Here is a 19,407-nt window from a genome sequence, read left to right as displayed (position 1 = left end):
TCGTGTGTCATAAAGTCTTGAGCTTTGACATAGCTTGTCTTAAACAGGAAAAATAACAGGAAGGGGGGATGCGTTTTCGTTACAGAAACAGCCGGATTAAACCGCGCTGTTTGCGTATAAAGATGGCGTCCCCTTTTTTGCCGTTTTCCTCCTCGCCATTTTTTGATAAACTATAATGCCGGGTGAAGCATCTTATTTGCGGGCAGACCCTGTCTGAATTATGATAAGAATAACCCGAATAAACCCTTTTCATTGGTTGATGAGGTATAGGAAAAGAAAGGACCGGTCTGATTTGAATACATTGATTCAAGATGCCATAAAATTAGTTGAAGCAGGTGAAACCGAAAAGGGACTCGAAGCGCTTTCAAAAGCTGAAACGCAGCTTCATGACGAAGACAAAGCCATTGCAGCCCAGCTCTACTATGAATGGGGAAACGCAGAGAAAGCGTTAACGCTGATCAGTGATCTGCATGACCTTTATCCGGATGAGTCTGAGCTGACGAATTTTTACGCCGAATTGTTAATAGATATTGATGAAGAAGAAAAAGCTCTTGAGGTGCTGGAGACGATATCACCAGAAGACCCGTCTTACGCGGAAAGCCTTCTTTTGATGGCTGATCTGTATCAGATGCAGGGCTTATTTGAAGTAAGTGAGCAAAAGCTGTTACAGGCGAAAGCAATGTTAAAAGATGAACCTGTTATTGATTTTGCTCTGGGAGAATTGTACTTTACCCAAGGGTCATACGCAAAAGCCGTTCCCTATTACGAAGAGACGGCAAAAGAGCGGAACGAAATCGGCGGTGTAAATGTTCATCAAAGGCTGGCCGAGTCATTGAGCGCGGCGGGTGAATTTGAAGAAGCGATTTCATGGTATGAAAAAGCGGCAGCAGAACATACAGAACCGAATACGATTTTCGGGTACGGCTTCACAGCCTATCAGGCGGGAATGGTCAAAACCGCCATTAAGCAGCTTTCTGATTTAAAAGGGCTTGATCCTTCTTATTCATCGCTTTATATGCCGCTTGCAAAAAGCTACGAGGCAGAGGGCATGTATGAAGATGCATTAAAAACCGCTAAAGAAGGTATTACTTACGATGAATACAATAAAGAGCTTTTTCTCTATGCGGCGAAAATGGCGTTAAAGCTCGGGAACGAAGACGAAGGCAAAAAGCTTCTTCAGGAAGCGCTGGCGCTCGATCCAGGTTATGTGGAAGCGCTCCATACGCTTTTAGCCGTCTATCATAAAGAAGAAAGCTATGAAGAGATTATTGATCTGATTCAGGAAGTCCGCGGCTACGGCGAAGAAGATCCGAAATACAATTGGTATTTGGCGGGCGCCTATACGGGTCTGGAGCAATATGACGAAGCGAAAAAAAGCTTCGAAGCTGCGTACCTCCATTACCGGGAGGATCGGGATTTCTTATATGAATACGCTCACTTCTTATTGGAAGAGGGTCTCCAGAAAGAAGCGCTGCCGCTTTTAAAACAAGTGCTTTCAATGGATGGAACAAACGAAGAGCTTGAAGAAACAATCTTACGGATAGAGGACGAATTTTTGAGATAAGCAGGATTTTGGACCATGCTTGCTGAATGTATAAGTGATGTCAGATTATACGATCGATAGAGGAGGGAATTACATGCAGACCCCTGTTTCTGTCAATGAAAAAAAGGATTTTATCCGTTGGTTTTTAAATCATTATCAGCTTAAACGCCGGGAGTGCGTCTGGATTTTAAATTATTTAATGAGTCATGATACATTAATGGAGAAGGTCCATTTTGTAGAACAAGCTGAATTTTGCCCGAGAGGCATTATCATGTCTACTCATTGCGTTGATGAGGTGCCGTTTAGGTTTTACAAAGAAAATGTCATGACCACGGACGCAGAAAAATCTTTTCACGACATCCGGCTTAATAAGCAGCAGGATTTATTTATCCAGCTGAATTTCCGTTCGGCTTACAGCTCGCCTGAATATGCTGCTGTTCTTGAATTAAATCCGCATCTGCCGAAAGAACTGTTTGAAAATAAACAGGATCAGGGGATGGCCGAAAAAATATTAGAACATGCCATATCCACTTTCCAGCGGGAAAAGCTGCTTAAAGATATCGACGAGGCGCTGGACCGCCACGACAAAGAAACATTTGAAAAGCTTTCCCGCCAATTGAATCAGCTCACATAAATGACAGCCTTGCAGAATATGCAAGGCTTGTTGCGTAAGGAGGAGGAACCAGACATGAGATGGAGGGCCGCTGATGCCGATGTCTATTTGCAATCTGCGGATTACATTGATACCGCTGTCATTCCGCTAATTTCCATAACATCTGCAGGAGGCTTAAAAGAGGCCGTTGAACAGGGGGAGAGCACCCAATTGCTTTCTGAAGAGCTTGAGCGCCAGTTGAAGGGACGGGTATATTTATTCCCCTCTTATACATATGTTGATATAGATCAATCACAGATCGCCCTGCTGCAAAAATTCAAAGAAGAGGTGATGACCAGCTTCCGGCATGCCTTGTTTCTGACGGCAGACGAAAAATGGAAGGACTCTGAAATAGGATCTGATGTCATCTACATACCTGCAGTCCCGTTTGAACATATGAAAGACTCTTTAAAGAGAAAAATAGCGGATGATAAGTGCGGGGAAATTTTGAACGTTTTGTTACAGAAGTGGAACAATTCCTAAAAACTCCAGACATCCCGCAAAACAGCCATTTTGCCTCTGTTGACCTTGCTGAAAGATTCATATATTATGAGGGTGTCAAATCTCAGAATTATTTTCTATTTTAGTTAATTTTTGGTCAATCTTTTAGGGGGGGAAGAGATGGGCGGAAAACAAGATATATCAAGAAGGCAATTTTTAAACTATGCGCTTACCGGCGTGGGGGGATTTATGGCCGCCAGTGCGCTTATGCCTATGGTCCGTTTTGCGCTGGACCCGGTATTAAAACCGACCGGAGATCAAAAAATGGTGCAGGTTGTCAGCGTCGATGAACTGACGAAGGAGCCGAAACGGTTTGACTTTAAAATTCATCAGGTCGACGCCTGGTACGAATCGGAAGAATCCAGGTCAGCCTGGGTCTACAAGCATGGCGATGAAATTATAGCGCTTTCGCCGATCTGCAAGCATTTAGGCTGCACCGTAAACTGGAACAATGATCCTAAAAATCCGAACAAATTCTTTTGTCCCTGCCATTACGGGCTGTATGAAAAAGACGGCACGAACGTTCCGGGCACGCCGCCGCTCGCGCCTCTTGACCGTTATGAGCAAAAAGTAAAGGACGGCTTTTTGTATCTTGGAAAAGCAAAGCCTAGGGGGGAAGGGTGACATGCTGAACAAAATTTATGACTGGGTGGACGAACGTCTCGATATTACGCCGATGTGGCGGGATATCGCCGACCATGAAGTGCCGGAACATGTGAATCCAGCTCACCATTTCTCGGCTTTTGTCTATTGTTTCGGAGGATTGACGTTTTTTGTAACCGTTATCCAAGTGCTGTCCGGGATGTTTTTAACGATGTATTATGTGCCGGATATTAAAAACGCGTGGGAATCTGTGTATTATTTGCAGAATGAAGTCGCTTTCGGACAGATTGTAAGGGGTATGCATCATTGGGGGGCAAGTTTAGTCATCGTGATGATGTTTTTACATACGCTGCGGGTTTTCTTTCAGGGAGCTTATAAAAAGCCTCGGGAATTGAACTGGATCGTCGGTGTTCTGATCTTTTTTGTGATGCTTGGTCTCGGTTTTACAGGGTATCTGCTTCCGTGGGACATGAAGGCGCTGTTTGCGACAAAGGTAGGTCTTCAGATTGCGGAGGCGACGCCGTTGATCGGAGCGCAGGTGAAAACCCTTCTTGCCGGCCACCACGATATTGTCGGCGCCCAAACGCTGACGAGATTCTTTGCGATTCACGTGTTTTTTCTCCCTGCCGCTTTGTTTGCGCTCATGGGCGCCCACTTTGTCATGATTCGCAAGCAGGGAATTTCAGGACCGCTTTAATACAGATCTGATATAAAAGGGAGGGGATGACATGCACCGGGGGAAAGGAATGAAGTTTGTAGGAGATTCAAGGATTCCGGCTGGAAAAAAACCGAATATACCGAAAGACTATTCAGAGTATCCGGGAAAGACAGAGGCGTTCTGGCCGAACTTCCTGCTGAAGGAATGGATGGTCGGAGCCGTTTTCCTCGTCGGATTTCTCGTTTTGACGATTGTGCACGAGCCGCCTTTGGAACGGGTTGCGGATCCGACCGATACGGGATATATACCGCTGCCGGATTGGTATTTTCTATTTTTATACCAGCTTTTAAAATATGAATATGCCGCGGGGAGCTACACCGTTATCGGCGCGATGATTATACCGGGGCTTGCCTTCGGGTCGCTTCTTTTGGCTCCGTTTCTCGACAGGGGATCTGAAAGAAGGCCGTGGAAGCGTCCGGTTGCGGTCGGCATGATGCTTTTGGCGCTTTGCGCTACGGTCTTTTTAACGTGGCAGTCAGTCGCGACGCATGACTGGGCGAAGGCGGAGGAGCAAGGGAAAATCAAAAAAGAAGCCGCCATTGATACCGAATCAGACGGTTATAAAGTATTTAAAGAACAGGGCTGTATTTCCTGTCACGGGGATAATCTTCAAGGCGGAGGCGCCGGTCCGTCCCTGGTCGATAACGGGCTGAGCCCGGAAGAAATTAAAAAGATCGCCGTCAAAGGGAAAGGGCAGATGCCAGCCGGTATTTTTAAAGGGAATGATAAACAGCTTGATCAGCTGGCGAAGTTCATTTCTGAAACGACCTCAAAATAACGTATTGTGAAGCGGACAATAGCAGGATATACTTTTATGAAAAGAGCTGACCGGATGTCAGCTTTTTTTGCATGATACATATTTTTTAAGGACTGAGAGTTGATGGTATTGAGGTGGATTTCTTATCTTTTAGGACGGCGCGGCATGCTTCTGCTTGCTCTTGCCGTTAATTTTATCGGTACCGCGTACGGCTATTATTGGTATTTGCCGCAGCTTGCGGACACGCCGTTCCGTTTTCTGATATTTGTGCCTGACAGCCCGACGGCGACATTTTTCTTCCTGTTCGTGCTTTTGGCATTTCTTATGAGAAGAAACGCGCCGCTGTTTGAAGCGCTTGCGCTTGTAACCCTTGTAAAATACGGGCTGTGGGCGGTCGGAATGAATATCTTTGTGCTGATTAAAATGGGGCAGATGCCTTGGGAAGGGTACATGCTGATTGCTTCACATTTCGCCATGGCGGTTCAAGGTGTTTTATACAGCCCGTATTTTCGGTTCCGGTTATGGCATCTTGCCGTTGCCGCTGTTTGGACGCTTCATAATGACGTCATTGATTATCTTTTCGGCATGATGCCTCGCTATTCAATGCTTAGTGCTTATATGCAAGAGATCGGCTATGCCACATTCTGGCTGAGCCTGTTTTCACTCGGTCTTGCATACGTTTTGGTGATTTCCAAAAGGCGGATAAAGCTTGACTTACACTGATAGAATCTTGGTCTAACCTTGTCCCGCTCTTCATATTCTGTAAAGAGAAGGAGTGGGAGGGACCTCTATGAAACGAAAGCTGACAATCTGTCTTTTGCTTGCTCTTATGTGTTTCATCACAACTGCTAAAGCTGAAGGTGAGGGCGGTCTCAAGGAACTGAACGACCTTTCGGATACCGTTTTCCAGATGACGAGGCATTCGCAGTATGATGAGGCCCTGCAAGTGCTTGGCTACTTTAAGAAAAAAATGACACACGTAAACTCACTGACCGGCGCCGAAGTCAGGCAGGTGACTCTGGGCTGTAATGATTTAGAGCGCGCCTTGAAACAGGCGGATGCCTCAGATTCCGAAAAAATTCGCGCAGCCGCTCAGTTCAGGCTTGTAATGGATGCGATGGAAGACCACTCCGATCCGCTGTGGGGTTCGCTTGAAAGACCGATTATGGCGACATTCAGCGCCTTAAAAGAAGATGTCAGCGGGAACGGAAGTGAGAATTTCAATGAAAAGTGGAATGAATTTATATCATTATATGATTTAATTTATCCCAGCCTGACAATGGATGTGTCGGCCGGCCAGCTTGATACGGTGGCGAAACATATCGAGGTGATTGAGCAGGAAGGGTTTCAGCAGATGACAAAAGGAACAAAGCTTGAGCGTCTGACGCTTCTGCAGCAGGATTTAAAACGTGTATTTGACAAGGTGGAGCGGGATGACGCTGATCCTTCGCTGCTCTGGGTCATTCTGACAACAGGCGGTATCATTATTACTGCGCTGACATATGTCGGCTACCGAAAATACAGAGCGGAAAAAAAGAAAGAGAAAAAGCGTGAATATCCTAAGTCTAAATAAACACAAATTGCTGTAAAGGAGCTAAAGCCAGTGAAAAAACTCATCCAGCAATTGGTTTCAAAACACCTCCCGCAGCCGATCAGAGGCAGAAAAGGGGCGACTGATGAAGGGCCGCGGAACCTCGCGCGTGACTTCCAGAATCCTGATATGCTCGTTCCGCCTTCAACGGATGCGGGAACGGTTCAAAACTTGAAATTCTCTTTTTCTGATACGCATATGAGGCTTGAAGACGGCGGATGGTCGAGAGAAGTGACGGTCAGGGAACTGCCGGTGTCCAAAAACATCGCGGCGGTGAACATGAGACTGAAACCGGGAGCTGTGCGGGAACTTCATTGGCATAAAGAAGCCGAATGGGGATACGTGATAAACGGAGAAGTCCGTTTAACCGCAGTCGACCAAAACGGGCGGAATTTTATTGACAACGTCAGCGAAGGGGATTTGTGGTATTTTCCTTCCGGCATCCCTCATTCCATTCAAGGGATGGAGCAGGGCAGTGAGTTTCTGCTTGTCTTTGATGACGGCTCTTTTTCAGAAAACAGCACCTTTTCTGTAACGGACTGGTTTGCCCACACCCCGCGCAGCGTGCTGGAGGCGAACTTCGGTGTTCCCGGATATGACTTGGCCTACATTCACAAGAAAGAGCGTTACATGTTCCAGCTGGAACCGCCTCCCCCGATTGAACAGGCAGCCGTTTCTTCCCCGGAAGGCACCGTTTTGGAGCCGTTCAGCTACAAGCTCTCCCGGCAGGAGCCTCTTGTTACCAGCGGGGGAAGAGTCAAGATCGTCGATTCAAAAACGTTTAAGGTGTCAAAAACGATTGCCGCCGCTCTTGTGGAAGTCGAACCCGGAGGCATGAGAGAATTACATTGGCATCCGAATACGGACGAGTGGCAGTATTATCTTTCAGGAGAAGCGAAAATGACGGTGTTTGCGGCGGAGGGAAGAGCACGGACATTTAACTATCAAGCGGGTGACGTAGGATATGTTCCTTTTGCGATGGGGCATTATGTCCAGAATATCGGTGACACCGTGCTTCGCTTTCTGGAAATTTTCAAAAGCGACCGTTTTGAAGACGTCTCCCTAAACCAATGGCTGGCACTAACGCCGCAGCGCTTCGTCGAACAGACGCTCAATGTCAGTCCGGCATTCGCCCGCCGATTGAAAAAGAAAAAATCACCGGTTGTCAAATGGAAACACGAACAGTAAAGGCGGCAAAAGCCGCCTTTTTATTATCGTCTGATCGGATTTTTATTTTCATCAAGCGTAAATCCTTCTCCGAGTACATCATGGACGTCGCTTACGGCAACAAAGGCGTGCGGGTCAACAGAAGTGATGACGCTTTTCAAAAGCACAATTTCGTTTTTCGGAACGACGCAGTAAAGAACGTCTCTGTCTTCTTTAGTGTATGATCCCTGTCCTTTTAAAACGGTGACGCCGCGGTCCATCTCATCTATAATCTTTTGCTGGATCAAATCGTTTTTCGAAGAAATAATCGTTGCCCCTTTTGCCGCATAGCCGCCTTCCTGTATAAAATCAATCAATCGCGCAGCGACAAAAACGGCTACAAGCGTGTACATCGCTTCCTTGTAAGAAAGATACGTAAACAAAGAAAGCAAAATGACGCAGGCATCAAAGGCAAACATCGTCCGGCCCATCGGGATTCCGAAAAACTTATTAATCAGCCTGGCGATGATATCGACCCCGCCCGTCGTGCCTCCGTATTTAAAAATAATGCCGAGACCCGCGCCGATAAATACACCCGCGAACAAGGCCGCCAGAGCTAAATCATGCGACAGCGGCATATGAATTTCGTAACGCTGAAAAATACTCAGAAAAACTGAGAGAGAGACGGTGCCGATCAGGGTATAGACAAACATCGTCCGGCCGAGCATGCGCCAGCCGATGAAAAAGATAGGAATGTTTAATACCAGGTTGGAAATAGAAGGGCTGATGTGGAATAACGCATATAAGAGCAGCGTAATGCCGGTAAATCCGCCTTCCGCCAAATTGTTCTGCATATTAAAGTGAACCAGTCCGAATGAAAAAACAGCGGCGCCGATTAAAATAAAGCAAATATTTTTGATTCTGATTTCTCCAAGCATTGCATCAAACCCCTTTTCCTTCCATTAGATTGCGTAAATATTATAGTGGATACAAAAGAAAACAGCAAACTGCCGTTTTTAACATTTGTCAAATGTACTTGAATTAGCTAACATGGAAGAGATGACAGGAGGTATTCGCACAGTGAGTGACAAAACGATGAAAGACTTACAAGCTGAGGTCGATGAATATATCGGCCAATTCAAAGAAGGCTATTTCAGCCCGCTTGCCATGATGGCCCGTCTCACCGAAGAACTGGGCGAACTTGCAAGAGAAGTCAACCATTACTATGGGGAAAAGCCGAAGAAAACGACGGAAAATGAGAAAAGCATGGAAGAGGAAATGGGCGACGTGCTGTTCGTCCTGATCTGCCTCGCCAACTCCCTTGATATTTCATTGGAGGAAGCTCATAACCGCGTGATGCATAAATTTAATACACGGGATAAAGACCGCTGGACGAGAAAAGAAGAAGGAAAGTAGGAGAAACCATGTCAAATGAAACCATTAAAGTCGTAATCGCCGGACCGAGAGGCAGAATGGGCCAAGAGGCCGTAAAACTTGCTGTCCGCACGCCACATTTTGAGCTTGTCGGCGCCATTGACCATACATACGATCAGCAAACATTGCGGGAAGTGATGTCAGCTGATTCAGATGCTCTTATTTATACGGATATCCGCGCATGTTTCCAAGAAACAAAACCGGATGTGCTGATCGATTTAACAACGCCTGAAATCGGCAAAAAACATACGAAAGCCGCTCTTGAACACGGCGTCCGTCCTGTTGTAGGAACGACCGGATTTTCCGAAGCGGATTTAGAGGAGCTTCAAGCCTTGACTGAAGAAAAAGGAATCGGCGCCATTATCGCTCCGAACTTTGCATTGGGCGCGGTGCTGATGATGAAATTCTCACAAATGGCCGCCAACTATTTTGAAGATGTAGAAATCATTGAGCTTCATCATGATCAAAAACTGGACGCACCGAGCGGAACGGCGCTGAAAACAGCGGAAATGATCTCAAGCGTCCGTACAGAAAAGCAGCAGGGTCATCCTGATGAAAAAGAAATCCTGCCGGGCGCCCGCGGTGCTGAATTAAACGGCATCCGCCTTCACAGCGTGCGTCTGCCGGGCCTTATCGCCCATCAGGAAGTCATGTTCGGCATGGACGGCCAAACGCTGAAATTGCGTCATGATTCCTATAACCGGGCTTCCTTTATGTCAGGAGTGAAGCTGTCAGTAGAGCAAGTGATGAAAATCGACCAGCTTGTGTACGGTCTCGAAAATATTATCGACTGAATCGGCAAGGGGGAGAATATCAAATGAAAATCGCTTTGATTGCTCACGATAAAAAAAAGCAGGATATGGTTCAGTTTACGACCGCATATAAAGATATATTGAGCCGCCATGAGTTATACGCGACGGGCACGACAGGCTTGAAAATCCAGGAAGCGACCGGATTGTCCGTTGAACGTTTTCAATCCGGCCCGCTCGGCGGAGATCAGCAAATCGGGGCATTAATTGCGGCGAATGCTCTTGATCTCGTCATTTTTCTGCGGGATCCGTTAACTGCGCAGCCTCACGAACCGGATGTATCGGCGCTGATCCGGCTGTGTGACGTATATGCGATCCCGCTGGCCACAAATATGGGAACAGCGGAGATTCTCGTCCGTACGCTGGACGGCGGGGCGTTTGATTTCCGCAATCTCGTGCGCGGAGGAGAGCCTAATGTCTGAACACGTTGATATTCTTGCGTTCGGCGCCCATAGCGATGATGTCGAGATTGGTATGGGCGGCACAATCGCAAAATTTACGGGGCAAGGAAAAACTGCTGTGATATGCGATCTGACCGAGGCCGAGCTGTCATCTAACGGAACGGTAAGTATAAGAAAAGAAGAAGCGGCGGAGGCCGCCCGAATTCTCGGCGTGAAAGAGAGAATCCAGCTTACGCTTCCTGACCGCGGGCTTTTGAAAAGTGAGGACAGCATCCGCCGGATTGTCAGTGTCATCAGAGCATGCCGGCCGAAAGCCGTTTTCATGCCTTATCCGAAAGACCGCCATCCAGATCACGGCAATGCGGCGGCATTAGTCGAAGAGGCGGTATTCTCAGCGGGAATTCATAAATATAAAGATCACCGGGAACTGCCGGCTCACAAGGCTCAAAAAGTTTACTATTATATGATTAACGGATTTCACCGTCCGGACTTTGTAATCGACATAACGGAAACCATCGATCTGAAAAAAGAAAGCCTGCACGCCTATCAAAGTCAGTTTATTCCTACGGCGCAGTCAGTGAACACACCGCTGACAAACGGTTATATCGAAATGGTGGAAGCGCGGGAAAGACTGTATGGCAAAGAAGCCGGGACGGGGTATGCCGAAGGTTTCTTTTCAAAACAGCTTCCCGTTTTGAATGATGATGTTTTTGGGGGCGGACAATGAGACCATTAAAAATAGGGATTACATGCTACCCGAGTGTCGGAGGCTCGGGTATTATTGCGACGGAACTCGGCAAGCTGCTTGCGGAAAAGGGGCACCAGGTTCATTTTATCACATCAAGCATCCCGTTCAGATTAAATACATATCATCCGAATATTCATTTTCATGAGGTGGAGGTCAACCAATACGCGGTATTTAAACATCCGCCTTACGACCTTTCACTGGCGAGCAAAATCGCTGAGGTTGCTGCAAGGGAAAATCTTGATATCATCCACGCGCACTATGCGCTCCCGCATGCAGTATGCGCTTATCTCGCCAAACAGATGCTAAAGCGCGACATCGGCATTGTTACGACGCTTCACGGTACGGACATTACCGTTTTAGGGTATGATCCGTCATTAAAAGATTTAATCCGGTTTGCCATTGAAGCGTCCGACAGAGTGACCGCTGTATCAACCGCGCTTGCCGGGGAAACTTATGATCTAATCAAGCCGGATAAAAAAATTGAGACCATTTACAACTTTATTGATGAACGTGTTTATCTTAAGAAAAATACAGAGAGTATAAAAGAGAAGCACGGTATTTCGCCGGATGAGAAAGTCGTCATCCATGTTTCCAACTTCAGAAAGGTAAAACGCGTGAAGGATGTGATCCGTGTTTTCCGTAATATCGCAGCCAAAACAAAGGCGAAGCTTCTGCTTGTCGGCGACGGACCGGAAAAGTGCGTCGCTTGGCAGCTTGTCGAGAAATACGGCCTGCAGGACCAAGTGCTGCTCCTCGGAAACCAGGACAGGGTGGAAGAGCTGTATTCCATCAGTGATCTTAAGCTCCTTCTTTCTGAAAAAGAAAGTTTCGGGCTCGTGCTTCTGGAGGCGATGGCCTGCGGCGTGCCGTGCATCGGAACGAATATCGGCGGAATACCGGAAGTGATTAAAGATCAAGTAAGCGGTTTTCTGGTGGAAGTCGGCGATATTCAAGCGGCTTCTGAAAAAGCGCTTGCCGTTTTAGAAGACAAACAGCTCAGCAAACGTTTGACTGACCATGCGCTGAAAATGGTGGAGACCGCCTTTTCTTCGCAACGAATCGTCAGTCAGTACGAACGGATTTATGATGAATTGGCAGGACCGGAGTGATCTTATGGAACAGGAATTTGTCAAAGCCCTCCCCATCCTTCACCATCTGATAAAGGCGGGCCACCAGGCCTACTTTGTCGGGGGAGCCGTCAGAGACAGCTATATGAAACGAAAAATAGGTGATGTGGACATCGCGACAAGCGCTTCGCCGGATGAGGTGGAGCGCCTCTTTGAGCGGACCGTCGATGTCGGCAAAGAGCACGGCACCGTAATCGTCTTATGGGAAGATGAAACATATGAAGTCACCACCTTCCGCGCCGAATCAGAATATAAGGACTACCGGCGCCCTGAAGCCGTCCGGTTCATTACATCTTTAGCAGAAGACTTAAAGCGGAGAGACTTAACGATTAATGCAATGGCGATGTCTGCCGAAGGAGAATTGCTTGATTATTTCGGAGGCGTTCATGATATCGCGCAAAAGCTGATCCGTACGGTGGGGAACCCTGAAGACCGTTTTCGGGAAGACGCTCTGCGGATGATGAGAGCCGTCCGGTTTATGAGCCAGCTCGGCTTTCTGTTAGAGAAAGAAACAAAAGAGGCCGTCATAAAAGACAGGGAGCTTTTGGCGCACGTATCAGTAGAACGAAAGACCGTCGAGTTTGAAAAGCTGCTTGTTGGCGCATCTTCAAAAGAAGCGATTCAAACAATGGTGCAGACAGGTCTGATACAAGAGCTGCCCGGCCTTTCCGGTTATGAGAAGCAAATGCTTGAAGCGAGCGGATATCCGTTTTCCTCCTTAGATGCGCGCGAAGAACGCTGGGCAGCGCTGTTATTATTTCTCGGTCTTTGTCCGAAAAGCGCCGAACCGTTTTTAAAACAATGGAAACTGCCGGGAAAAGTCATAAAAAAAGCGGTGCAGATCATAAGCGTTTATCCGGCGCAGCTTGAAGCCCAGGCGATGTACCGGTCTGGAGATGCGCTGTTTTCAGCCGTTAAAATCGAAATGCTGAAAAAGCATAAGACGGTTGATGAACAAAAGCTGAAAGAGATTCGGAGCCTGTATGAGCAGCTGCCGATCAAAAGCCTTCGTGATCTCGACATTTCAGGCGCTGATCTGATGGAGCTCAGAAACCGCCGTGCGGGTAAATGGATTGCCGAAGAACTTAGCCGGATTGAAGAAGCGGTATTGGCAGGGAAGCTCTCCAACCGAAAACATGACATAAAGGAGTGGCTCGCATCATGGGATCAACATTAAGAACCCGATTAATTGATTTATTTTCTGAGGCGGGTGACGGCTTTATCTCCGGGCAGAAAATAAGTGACGCGCTCGGCTGTTCGAGAACAGCCGTTTGGAAACATATAGAAGAACTCCGCAAAGAGGGCTATGAGGTTGAGGCGGTCAGACGAAAAGGGTACAGGCTCATCAAAAAACCGGGGAAACTCAGTGAATCTGAAATCCGCTTCGGGCTGAAAACAGAGGTTATGGGCAAACAGCTGTATTACCGGGACGTCCTGCCGTCCACCCAAAAAACCGCCCATGAACTGGCCAATGACGGCGCGCCGGAAGGAACACTCGTAGTTGCCGATAAACAAACGGCAGGCAGAGGAAGAATGTCCAGAGTGTGGCATTCTCAGGAAGGAAACGGGATATGGATGAGCCTCATCCTGAGACCGGAAATTCCTTTGCAAAAAACGCCGCAGCTCACCCTGTTATCTGCCGTTGCGGTTGTTCAGGCTATCGAATCCTTTACCGGTGTACAGCCCGCTATTAAGTGGCCGAATGATTTAATGATTCACGGCAAAAAGGCCGTCGGAATCTTAACTGAGCTGCAGGCGGAAGAAGACCGTGTCCGTTCGGTCATTCTCGGCATCGGAATCAACGTGAACCAGCGGGAAACCGATTTTCCCGGCGAGCTTCAGGATATTGCGACAAGCCTCAGCCTGGAAGCCGGCGAAAAAATTGACAGAGCGGGTCTGATACAAGAGATTCTGCTGACTTTTGAAAAACGCTATCAGGATTATCTGAAGCACGGCTTTACACCGATTAAGCTGTTATGGGAAAGCTACGCGGTCGGATTGGCGAGTGAGCTCAGAGCGAGAACGCTGCAAGGGACGTTTTACGGGAAATCGCTCGGCATTGATGATGAGGGGGTCCTTCTTTTGGAAACGAAAGACGGCATAAAGAAGATCTATTCTGCCGATATTGAGCTCAATTAATCTTAGTTGGTACAAGCCTCGTGAATTTGGTATACTTCCTATGGGCAGTATCATAATGAACTGCACCTGATCAGCAGAACAGAGATTACGAAAAGTCTGCCTTGATCCAAAAAAGGACTGGGACAGAGGGATGACATTCGCTGAACGTTAAACAAGTGGGAATCCTTCTTATTTTACAGAAGGCTTTTTTGCTTGCGAAGAATTGGCGGATCATCTCCTCACCGTTTAGAGGAGGAGAATCAGAATGAAAACAAAACTGGATTTCATGAAAATGAAGGAAAACGGAGAGCCGATCGTGATGCTGACCGCTTACGATTATCCGCAGGCAAAACTGGCGGAACAGGCTGGAGTCGACATGATTTTAGTCGGGGATTCGCTCGGAATGGTCGTGCTCGGACTCGATTCAACCGTCGGCGTAACGGTCAGTGACATGATTCACCATACAAAAGCGGTAAAACGCGGGGCGAAAAATACGTTTATCGTAACCGACATGCCGTTTATGTCTTACCACCTTTCAAAAGAAGATACATTGAAAAATGCCGCGGCCATTATTCAGGAAAGCGGAGCGGACGCGTTAAAGCTTGAGGGCGGAGACGGCGTTTTCGAATCCATCCGCGCGCTGACACTCGGCGGAATCCCTGTCGTCAGCCATTTAGGCCTTACACCGCAGTCTGTCGGAGTGTTAGGCGGATATAAAGTGCAGGGAAAAGATGAGCAAAGCGCGAAAAAGCTCATCGAAGACAGCGTGAAATGCGAACAGGCGGGAGCGATGATGCTCGTGCTTGAATGTGTGCCTGCTGAACTGACCGCAAAAATAATAGAAGAAGTATCCATTCCCGTCATCGGAATCGGAGCCGGCTCAAAAGCTGACGGCCAAGTTCTTGTTTATCATGACGTCGTCGGCCACGGCGTGGACAGAACACCGAAGTTCGTGAAGCAATATGCCAAAATCGACGGCGCGATTGAATCTGCGCTCAGCGGTTATGTGCGTGATGTGAAAGAACGGGTTTTCCCGGAAGAAAAGCATTCTTTTCAGATCAACCAAACTGTGCTGCAAGGCTTGTACGGAGGAAAGTAAACGATGAAACAACTGACAGAAACTCAACAGCTGAAAGAACTGATTGCGCAATACCGCTCAGAAGGCCGGACGATCGGGTTCGTCCCGACAATGGGTTTTCTTCATGAAGGACATCTGACGCTGGTTGAAAAAGCAACCAAAGAAAACGATATTGTCGTGATGAGCATCTTTGTCAATCCGACTCAATTCGGACCGGGCGAGGATTACGAAGCATATCCGCGTGATTTAAACCGCGATGCCCGGCTAGCAGAACAGGCGGGGGCAGATGTATTGTTTACGCCGTCTGCAAGTGACATGTATAAAGGCGAGCAAAATGTTGCCGTGCATGTAAAAAGAAGAACTGACGTGTTATGCGGCGCCTCCCGCATCGGTCATTTTGACGGAGTGGCCACTGTGCTGACGAAGTTTTTCAATCTCGTTAAACCGACCCGCGCCTATTTCGGCCTGAAAGATGCCCAGCAGGCAGCAGTTGTGGACGGATTGATTGAGGATTTCTTTATGGATATCGAATTGGTTGCGGTGGATACGGTCAGAGAAGAAGACGGACTTGCCAAAAGCTCTCGCAACGTCTATCTGACTGAGCAGGAACGAAAAGAAGCGCCGATGATCTATAAAGCATTGCAAAAAGGTGCCGAACTGGTCAGAGACGGTGAAAGAAATCCGGAAACCGTCATAAAAACCGTCACCGATATCATCGAAAACACAAGCGGCGTCATTGATTATGCCGAATTGTACGCTTATCCGGAGCTGACTCCGCTTAAAACATTAAACGGCAAGGTCATTCTGGCCTGCGCCGTTCAATTTTCTAAAGCAAGACTGATTGATAATATCATTATTGATATTGATGAATGGGAGAGATCATAATATGTACCGCACTATGATGGCCGGAAAACTGCACCGCGCTACCGTGACGGAAGCCAATTTGAACTATGTCGGCAGCATTACGATTGATGAAGATCTTTTGGATGCCGTCGGAATGCTCGTTAATGAAAAAGTTCAAATCGTCAATAATAACAACGGAGCGAGACTTGAAACGTATATTATTCCCGGTAAGCGGGGGAGCGGCGTGATCTGTTTAAACGGAGCTGCTGCCCGCCTCGTCCAACCAGGAGATAAAGTCATTATTATTTCTTATCAAATGATGTCTGATCAGGAAGCAAAAAGCCATCAGCCGAAGGTGGCGGTTTTGGACGATCAGAATAAAATCGAGCAGATGCTGGACCAGGAGCCGGCGCACACGATTTTGTAAAAGAGCCCCCTTCATGGGGGTTTTCTTTTAAGATTCAGGGGCAAAAGCTGTTTTTCCGCTCCATTTCTCAGCAAAACGTGTTACACTTTTCTCGTATGCAAGAATTGAGGTGTCCATTTTAATGAACAAGCAACGGTTCGTTGTCATAGATGTCGAAACAACAGGAAATTCGCCGAAAAAGGGCGATAAAATCATTCAAATCGCAGCGGTTGTCATTGAAAATGGACAAATAACTGAGCGGTTTTCAAAATATATCAATCCGAATCAGGCCATTCCGCCATTTATTGAACAGCTGACCGGAATTTCATCCGGTATGGTTGAAAATGAACTGCCGTTTGAAGCGGTCGCAGAAGAGATTTTTCATCTGCTTGACGGCGCGTATTTTGTTGCCCACAATATTCATTTCGACCTCGGATTTGTCCGGCATGAACTGAGCGAAGCGGGCTATGAGCTGCCGGATTGTGAAGTGCTTGATACGGTTGAGCTTTCGCGTATTGTTTTTCCGGGGCTTGAAGGGTATAAGCTCGGTGAATTGTGCACGGAGCTGAATATTGTGCATGACCGGCCTCACCGCGCAGACAGTGATGCGGAGGTTACGGGGCTGATCTTTTTAGACATTTTACATAAACTGAAACATTTGCCTTTGCCGACGTTAAAGCAGCTTAGAAGGCTTTCACAGCATTTTATCAGCGATTTGACGCTGCTTTTGGATTCTTTTATACATGAAAGCAGACCGGCGGCAGAAGAAAGCTGCATTCCATACGGGTCTTTTTCAATTAAAGAGCCCGAACAAATTCGGGCTTCCCGTCCGGTGAGTGCTGCCATTGATCTTGAAAAATGGAACGATGAAAAAGAACAGCTCTTATCTGACATCATCCCCCGCTATGAAAAGCGGAAAGGGCAGCTTGCGATGATGGATGAAGTGCTTGGGGCCTTCTGCAACCGGGAGCATGCGCTGATAGAAGCGGCGCCCGGCATCGGAAAAACAATCGGTTATCTCGTTCCGGCTGTCTTATTTGCTAAAGCGGAACAAACTCCCGTCATTATCAGCACGTACTCTACTCTTTTGCAGCAGCAGATCATGTCTAAAGATATTCCGCTTTTGGAGCGTATGTTTCCATGGCCGGTTAAGGCCGCTGTTTTAAAAGGGAAATCGCATTATCTGTGCTTGCGCAAGTTTGAACATATTCTGCATGAGGAAGATGACAACTATGATGCGGTTCTGACGAAAGCACAGCTCCTCGTCTGGCTGACAGAGACTGAAACGGGCGACGCCGCCGAGCTGAATCTTCCTTCAGGCGGCAGATTGCTGTGGGAGCGCATGTCTTACGATGAGGATTCTTTTTTGAAAAAAGGGAAGGACTCTGCTGCCGGATTTTATGAACGGGCTAAAGAAAAAGCGCAGGCCGCAGATCTGATTATCACCAACCATGCTTTGCTGTTTGCAGATCAAAGCAGTGAAACAAAAAAACTGCCCGCAAGCGGAACGGTCATCATTGATGAAGCGCATCATTTCGAACGAGCCGCAAGCGAGCATCTAGGGCGGAGAGCTTCGTACATCGGGCTGCACACAAAGCTCAGCCGAATCGGAATATTAAAAGAACACGGGCTGTTAAAGCGGATGAGAAAACTGTTTTATACGTATGAATTGCCGGCCGAAAGTTTTTTTGACGCCGATGAGTGGATGAAGCATATTCAATCTGAAAGTGACGCATTTTTCAGTTCGGTGCATTCTTTTGTCAAACGAAGAAAACCTAAAGACGATCTGAACCGTCTCGTCTATAGTCTGAATCATAAAAGCCAGGATAAAGGCCTTTACATGATAACGGACGGAGCGGAGCGGCTTTGCGCGATGCTGGATCAGCTGCTCGACGTGTTTTCAGTACAGGAGAAACTGTTGCATCAAAAGCTTGATGAGATGAAGAGCGGAGCGGCTTTTTTAGCGGCCGAGTATGTAAAATGCATCAGAGGGCTGAAAGAATATCGCGATACGTTCAGCAGACTGCTGTTTGAAAATGATGAGAAAGAAGCCGTTTGGATTGAAATTGATGCCAAGGGCGCAAAAAACGCCGTCAGCATCTATGCACAGCCGCTGGAGCCCGGTGAAATGCTGGCAGACCAGTTTTTCGCCCGTAAAAAAAGCGTAGTGCTCACATCAGCGACCTTAATGGTGGAGCAGTCTTTTCAATTTATGATTGAAAGGCTCGGACTGTCGGATTTTTATCCGCGCACCAAAAGCATCCCGTCTCCTTTTTCTTATGATGATCAGATGAACGTCATCATTCCGAAAGAGATGAAATCCCTCAAATATGACGGAGAGCGGGAAGTCATTGAGCATATTGCCAAGTATGCTGAAATCATGTCAAAGGGAAAACAGCCGAAGATCCTTATCCTGTTTACGTCTCATGATATGCTGAAAAAAGTGTATCAGGAATTGAAACTCAGTATGGAGATCTCAGGCATTCAGCTTCTCGGCCAGGGCATCTCGGGCGGAAGTCCCGGTAAATTAATGAAAACCTTTAAAACGGCAAGCCGGGCGATTTTGCTCGGGACGAATCATTTCTGGGAAGGCGTTGATTTTCCGGGGGATGAATTGTCAACCGTCATGATTGCAAGGCTTCCTTTCCGGGCGCCTGATAATCCGCTTCATGCCGCAAAATGTGAATTCGCCAAGAAGCAGGGGAAAAACCCGTTTCAGACGATTTCTCTGCCTGAGGCCGTGTTAACGTTCAGACAGGGAATCGGGCGCCTGCTCCGTACGGCGGGAGACAAAGGAACGATCGTTCTTTTAGATCAGCGTGTAAAGACGGCGGGATACGGACGGCTGTTTCTTGATGCGCTCCCGACTTCATCCCTTTTGGAACTGACGGATGCCGAACTCGGGGATTACGTCAGCCAAACGGAATAAAAG

21 protein-coding genes are annotated in these 19,407 nt (G+C 47.4%); 20 read left to right on the top strand and 1 reads right to left on the bottom strand.

Translation table 11 applies throughout. The annotated features are described in order from the left end of the window. The first annotated feature begins 292 nt into the window (after positions 1–292). From Y79_RS0118960 to Y79_RS0118920, 9 genes are all read left to right on the top strand, one after another. Positions 293–1,564 (top strand): tetratricopeptide repeat protein, encoded by a 1,272-nt coding sequence (locus tag Y79_RS0118960; protein ID WP_016939089.1) that lies wholly within the window; start codon positions 293–295, stop codon positions 1,562–1,564. Positions 1,565–1,637: 73 nt separating this feature from the next. Continuing rightward, positions 1,638–2,177, top strand: coding sequence for a ReoY family proteolytic degradation factor (locus tag Y79_RS0118955; RefSeq protein ID WP_016939088.1), 540 nt, complete (start codon positions 1,638–1,640; stop codon positions 2,175–2,177). Between the two features lie 54 nt (positions 2,178–2,231). Beyond that, positions 2,232–2,678, top strand: coding sequence for a YpiF family protein (locus tag Y79_RS0118950; protein WP_016939087.1), 447 nt, complete (start codon positions 2,232–2,234; stop codon positions 2,676–2,678). A 138-nt stretch (positions 2,679–2,816) separates the two neighbouring features. Next, entirely contained in the window at positions 2,817–3,320 is a 504-nt protein-coding gene (locus tag Y79_RS0118945; protein ID WP_003153484.1) for a Rieske (2Fe-2S) protein, read from the top strand. Position 3,321: 1 nt separating this feature from the next. Beyond that, a complete protein-coding gene (qcrB, locus tag Y79_RS0118940; RefSeq protein WP_003153485.1) occupies positions 3,322–3,996 on the top strand; it encodes a menaquinol-cytochrome c reductase cytochrome b subunit in 675 nt (224 codons plus the stop codon). Between the two features lie 31 nt (positions 3,997–4,027). Next, entirely contained in the window at positions 4,028–4,795 is a 768-nt protein-coding gene (locus Y79_RS0118935) for a menaquinol-cytochrome c reductase cytochrome b/c subunit (RefSeq protein WP_016939086.1), read from the top strand. Positions 4,796–4,897: 102 nt separating this feature from the next. Beyond that, on the top strand, positions 4,898–5,497 hold the full coding sequence (gene lhaT / locus Y79_RS0118930) for a lipoprotein heptaprenylglyceryl N-acetyltransferase LhaT (protein ID WP_016939085.1): 600 nt from the start codon (positions 4,898–4,900) through the stop codon (positions 5,495–5,497). Positions 5,498–5,564: 67 nt separating this feature from the next. Continuing rightward, a complete protein-coding gene (gene ypjB, locus Y79_RS0118925) occupies positions 5,565–6,347 on the top strand; it encodes a sporulation protein YpjB (protein ID WP_016939084.1) in 783 nt (260 codons plus the stop codon). Between the two features lie 30 nt (positions 6,348–6,377). Next, complete coding sequence (locus tag Y79_RS0118920) at positions 6,378–7,553, top strand: oxalate decarboxylase family bicupin (RefSeq protein ID WP_016939083.1); 1,176 nt, start codon at positions 6,378–6,380, stop codon at positions 7,551–7,553. 23 nt (positions 7,554–7,576) lie between these two features. Here the strand turns inward: Y79_RS0118920 and Y79_RS0118915 are convergent, their stop codons facing one another. Further along, the gene (locus tag Y79_RS0118915) at positions 7,577–8,449 is read right to left on the bottom strand and encodes a YitT family protein (RefSeq protein ID WP_016939082.1); all 873 of its coding nucleotides are present in this window, start codon (positions 8,447–8,449) and stop codon (positions 7,577–7,579) included. Between the two features lie 142 nt (positions 8,450–8,591). On the opposite strand from Y79_RS0118915, the gene Y79_RS0118910 reads away from it, so the two are divergent. The 11 genes from Y79_RS0118910 to dinG all read left to right on the top strand — a co-directional run bounded on the left by Y79_RS0118910 (position 8,592) and on the right by dinG (position 19,404). After that, complete coding sequence (locus Y79_RS0118910) at positions 8,592–8,927, top strand: nucleotide pyrophosphohydrolase (RefSeq protein ID WP_003153495.1); 336 nt, start codon at positions 8,592–8,594, stop codon at positions 8,925–8,927. 8 nt (positions 8,928–8,935) lie between these two features. Beyond that, positions 8,936–9,739 (top strand): 4-hydroxy-tetrahydrodipicolinate reductase, encoded by an 804-nt coding sequence (gene dapB, locus Y79_RS0118905; RefSeq protein WP_003153497.1) that lies wholly within the window; start codon positions 8,936–8,938, stop codon positions 9,737–9,739. Positions 9,740–9,762: 23 nt separating this feature from the next. Beyond that, positions 9,763–10,176: a methylglyoxal synthase gene (gene mgsA, locus Y79_RS0118900; RefSeq protein WP_016939081.1), complete on the top strand. Its 414-nt coding sequence runs from the start codon at positions 9,763–9,765 to the stop codon at positions 10,174–10,176. Next, positions 10,169–10,882 (top strand): bacillithiol biosynthesis deacetylase BshB1, encoded by a 714-nt coding sequence (gene bshB1, locus Y79_RS0118895; protein WP_016939080.1) that lies wholly within the window; start codon positions 10,169–10,171, stop codon positions 10,880–10,882. Before mgsA ends, bshB1 begins: the two co-directional genes overlap by 8 nt. Continuing rightward, a complete protein-coding gene (gene bshA, locus Y79_RS0118890; RefSeq protein ID WP_016939079.1) occupies positions 10,879–12,012 on the top strand; it encodes an N-acetyl-alpha-D-glucosaminyl L-malate synthase BshA in 1,134 nt (377 codons plus the stop codon). The genes bshB1 and bshA overlap by 4 nt, the downstream gene beginning before the upstream one ends. Positions 12,013–12,016: 4 nt before the next feature. Then, positions 12,017–13,207 carry a CCA tRNA nucleotidyltransferase gene (locus Y79_RS0118885; RefSeq protein ID WP_016939078.1) on the top strand — a complete coding sequence of 397 codons (1,191 nt, stop codon included), beginning with the start codon at positions 12,017–12,019 and terminating at the stop codon, positions 13,205–13,207. After that, a complete protein-coding gene (locus Y79_RS0118880; protein ID WP_016939077.1) occupies positions 13,192–14,169 on the top strand; it encodes a bifunctional biotin--[acetyl-CoA-carboxylase] synthetase/biotin operon repressor in 978 nt (325 codons plus the stop codon). The genes Y79_RS0118885 and Y79_RS0118880 overlap by 16 nt, the downstream gene beginning before the upstream one ends. A 244-nt stretch (positions 14,170–14,413) precedes the next feature. Further along, the gene (panB, locus tag Y79_RS0118875; protein ID WP_016939076.1) at positions 14,414–15,247 is read left to right on the top strand and encodes a 3-methyl-2-oxobutanoate hydroxymethyltransferase; all 834 of its coding nucleotides are present in this window, start codon (positions 14,414–14,416) and stop codon (positions 15,245–15,247) included. A 3-nt stretch (positions 15,248–15,250) separates the two neighbouring features. Next, the gene (gene panC, locus Y79_RS0118870; RefSeq protein WP_016939075.1) at positions 15,251–16,111 is read left to right on the top strand and encodes a pantoate--beta-alanine ligase; all 861 of its coding nucleotides are present in this window, start codon (positions 15,251–15,253) and stop codon (positions 16,109–16,111) included. Between the two features lies 1 nt (position 16,112). Beyond that, a complete protein-coding gene (gene panD, locus Y79_RS0118865) occupies positions 16,113–16,496 on the top strand; it encodes an aspartate 1-decarboxylase (protein WP_016939074.1) in 384 nt (127 codons plus the stop codon). Positions 16,497–16,617: 121 nt separating this feature from the next. Continuing rightward, positions 16,618–19,404: an ATP-dependent DNA helicase DinG gene (gene dinG / locus Y79_RS0118860; RefSeq protein WP_016939073.1), complete on the top strand. Its 2,787-nt coding sequence runs from the start codon at positions 16,618–16,620 to the stop codon at positions 19,402–19,404. The last annotated feature ends 3 nt before the right edge of the window (positions 19,405–19,407 follow it).

This window comes from Bacillus siamensis KCTC 13613 (assembly GCF_000262045.1).
GTDB classification, from domain to species: Bacteria; Bacillota; Bacilli; order Bacillales; family Bacillaceae; genus Bacillus; species Bacillus siamensis.
The sequence above is the reverse complement of the archived record's forward strand: the minus strand, read 5'-3'. Positions and strand labels throughout refer to the sequence as shown.

Coding starts and splice junctions, on each gene's coding strand:
- Y79_RS0118955 (WP_016939088.1), top strand. CDS start 1,638: ATGCAGACCCCTGTTTCTGTCAATGAAAAAAAGGATTTTATCCGTTGG.
- Y79_RS0118950 (WP_016939087.1), top strand. CDS start 2,232: ATGAGATGGAGGGCCGCTGATGCCGATGTCTATTTGCAATCTGCGGAT.
- Y79_RS0118945 (WP_003153484.1), top strand. CDS start 2,817: ATGGGCGGAAAACAAGATATATCAAGAAGGCAATTTTTAAACTATGCG.
- qcrB (WP_003153485.1), top strand. CDS start 3,322: ATGCTGAACAAAATTTATGACTGGGTGGACGAACGTCTCGATATTACG.
- Y79_RS0118935 (WP_016939086.1), top strand. CDS start 4,028: ATGCACCGGGGGAAAGGAATGAAGTTTGTAGGAGATTCAAGGATTCCG.
- lhaT (WP_016939085.1), top strand. CDS start 4,898: ATGGTATTGAGGTGGATTTCTTATCTTTTAGGACGGCGCGGCATGCTT.
- ypjB (WP_016939084.1), top strand. CDS start 5,565: ATGAAACGAAAGCTGACAATCTGTCTTTTGCTTGCTCTTATGTGTTTC.
- Y79_RS0118915 (WP_016939082.1), bottom strand. CDS start 8,449: ATGCTTGGAGAAATCAGAATCAAAAATATTTGCTTTATTTTAATCGGC.
- dapB (WP_003153497.1), top strand. CDS start 8,936: ATGTCAAATGAAACCATTAAAGTCGTAATCGCCGGACCGAGAGGCAGA.
- mgsA (WP_016939081.1), top strand. CDS start 9,763: ATGAAAATCGCTTTGATTGCTCACGATAAAAAAAAGCAGGATATGGTT.
- bshB1 (WP_016939080.1), top strand. CDS start 10,169: ATGTCTGAACACGTTGATATTCTTGCGTTCGGCGCCCATAGCGATGAT.
- bshA (WP_016939079.1), top strand. CDS start 10,879: ATGAGACCATTAAAAATAGGGATTACATGCTACCCGAGTGTCGGAGGC.
- Y79_RS0118885 (WP_016939078.1), top strand. CDS start 12,017: ATGGAACAGGAATTTGTCAAAGCCCTCCCCATCCTTCACCATCTGATA.
- Y79_RS0118880 (WP_016939077.1), top strand. CDS start 13,192: ATGGGATCAACATTAAGAACCCGATTAATTGATTTATTTTCTGAGGCG.
- panB (WP_016939076.1), top strand. CDS start 14,414: ATGAAAACAAAACTGGATTTCATGAAAATGAAGGAAAACGGAGAGCCG.
- panC (WP_016939075.1), top strand. CDS start 15,251: ATGAAACAACTGACAGAAACTCAACAGCTGAAAGAACTGATTGCGCAA.
- panD (WP_016939074.1), top strand. CDS start 16,113: ATGTACCGCACTATGATGGCCGGAAAACTGCACCGCGCTACCGTGACG.
- dinG (WP_016939073.1), top strand. CDS start 16,618: ATGAACAAGCAACGGTTCGTTGTCATAGATGTCGAAACAACAGGAAAT.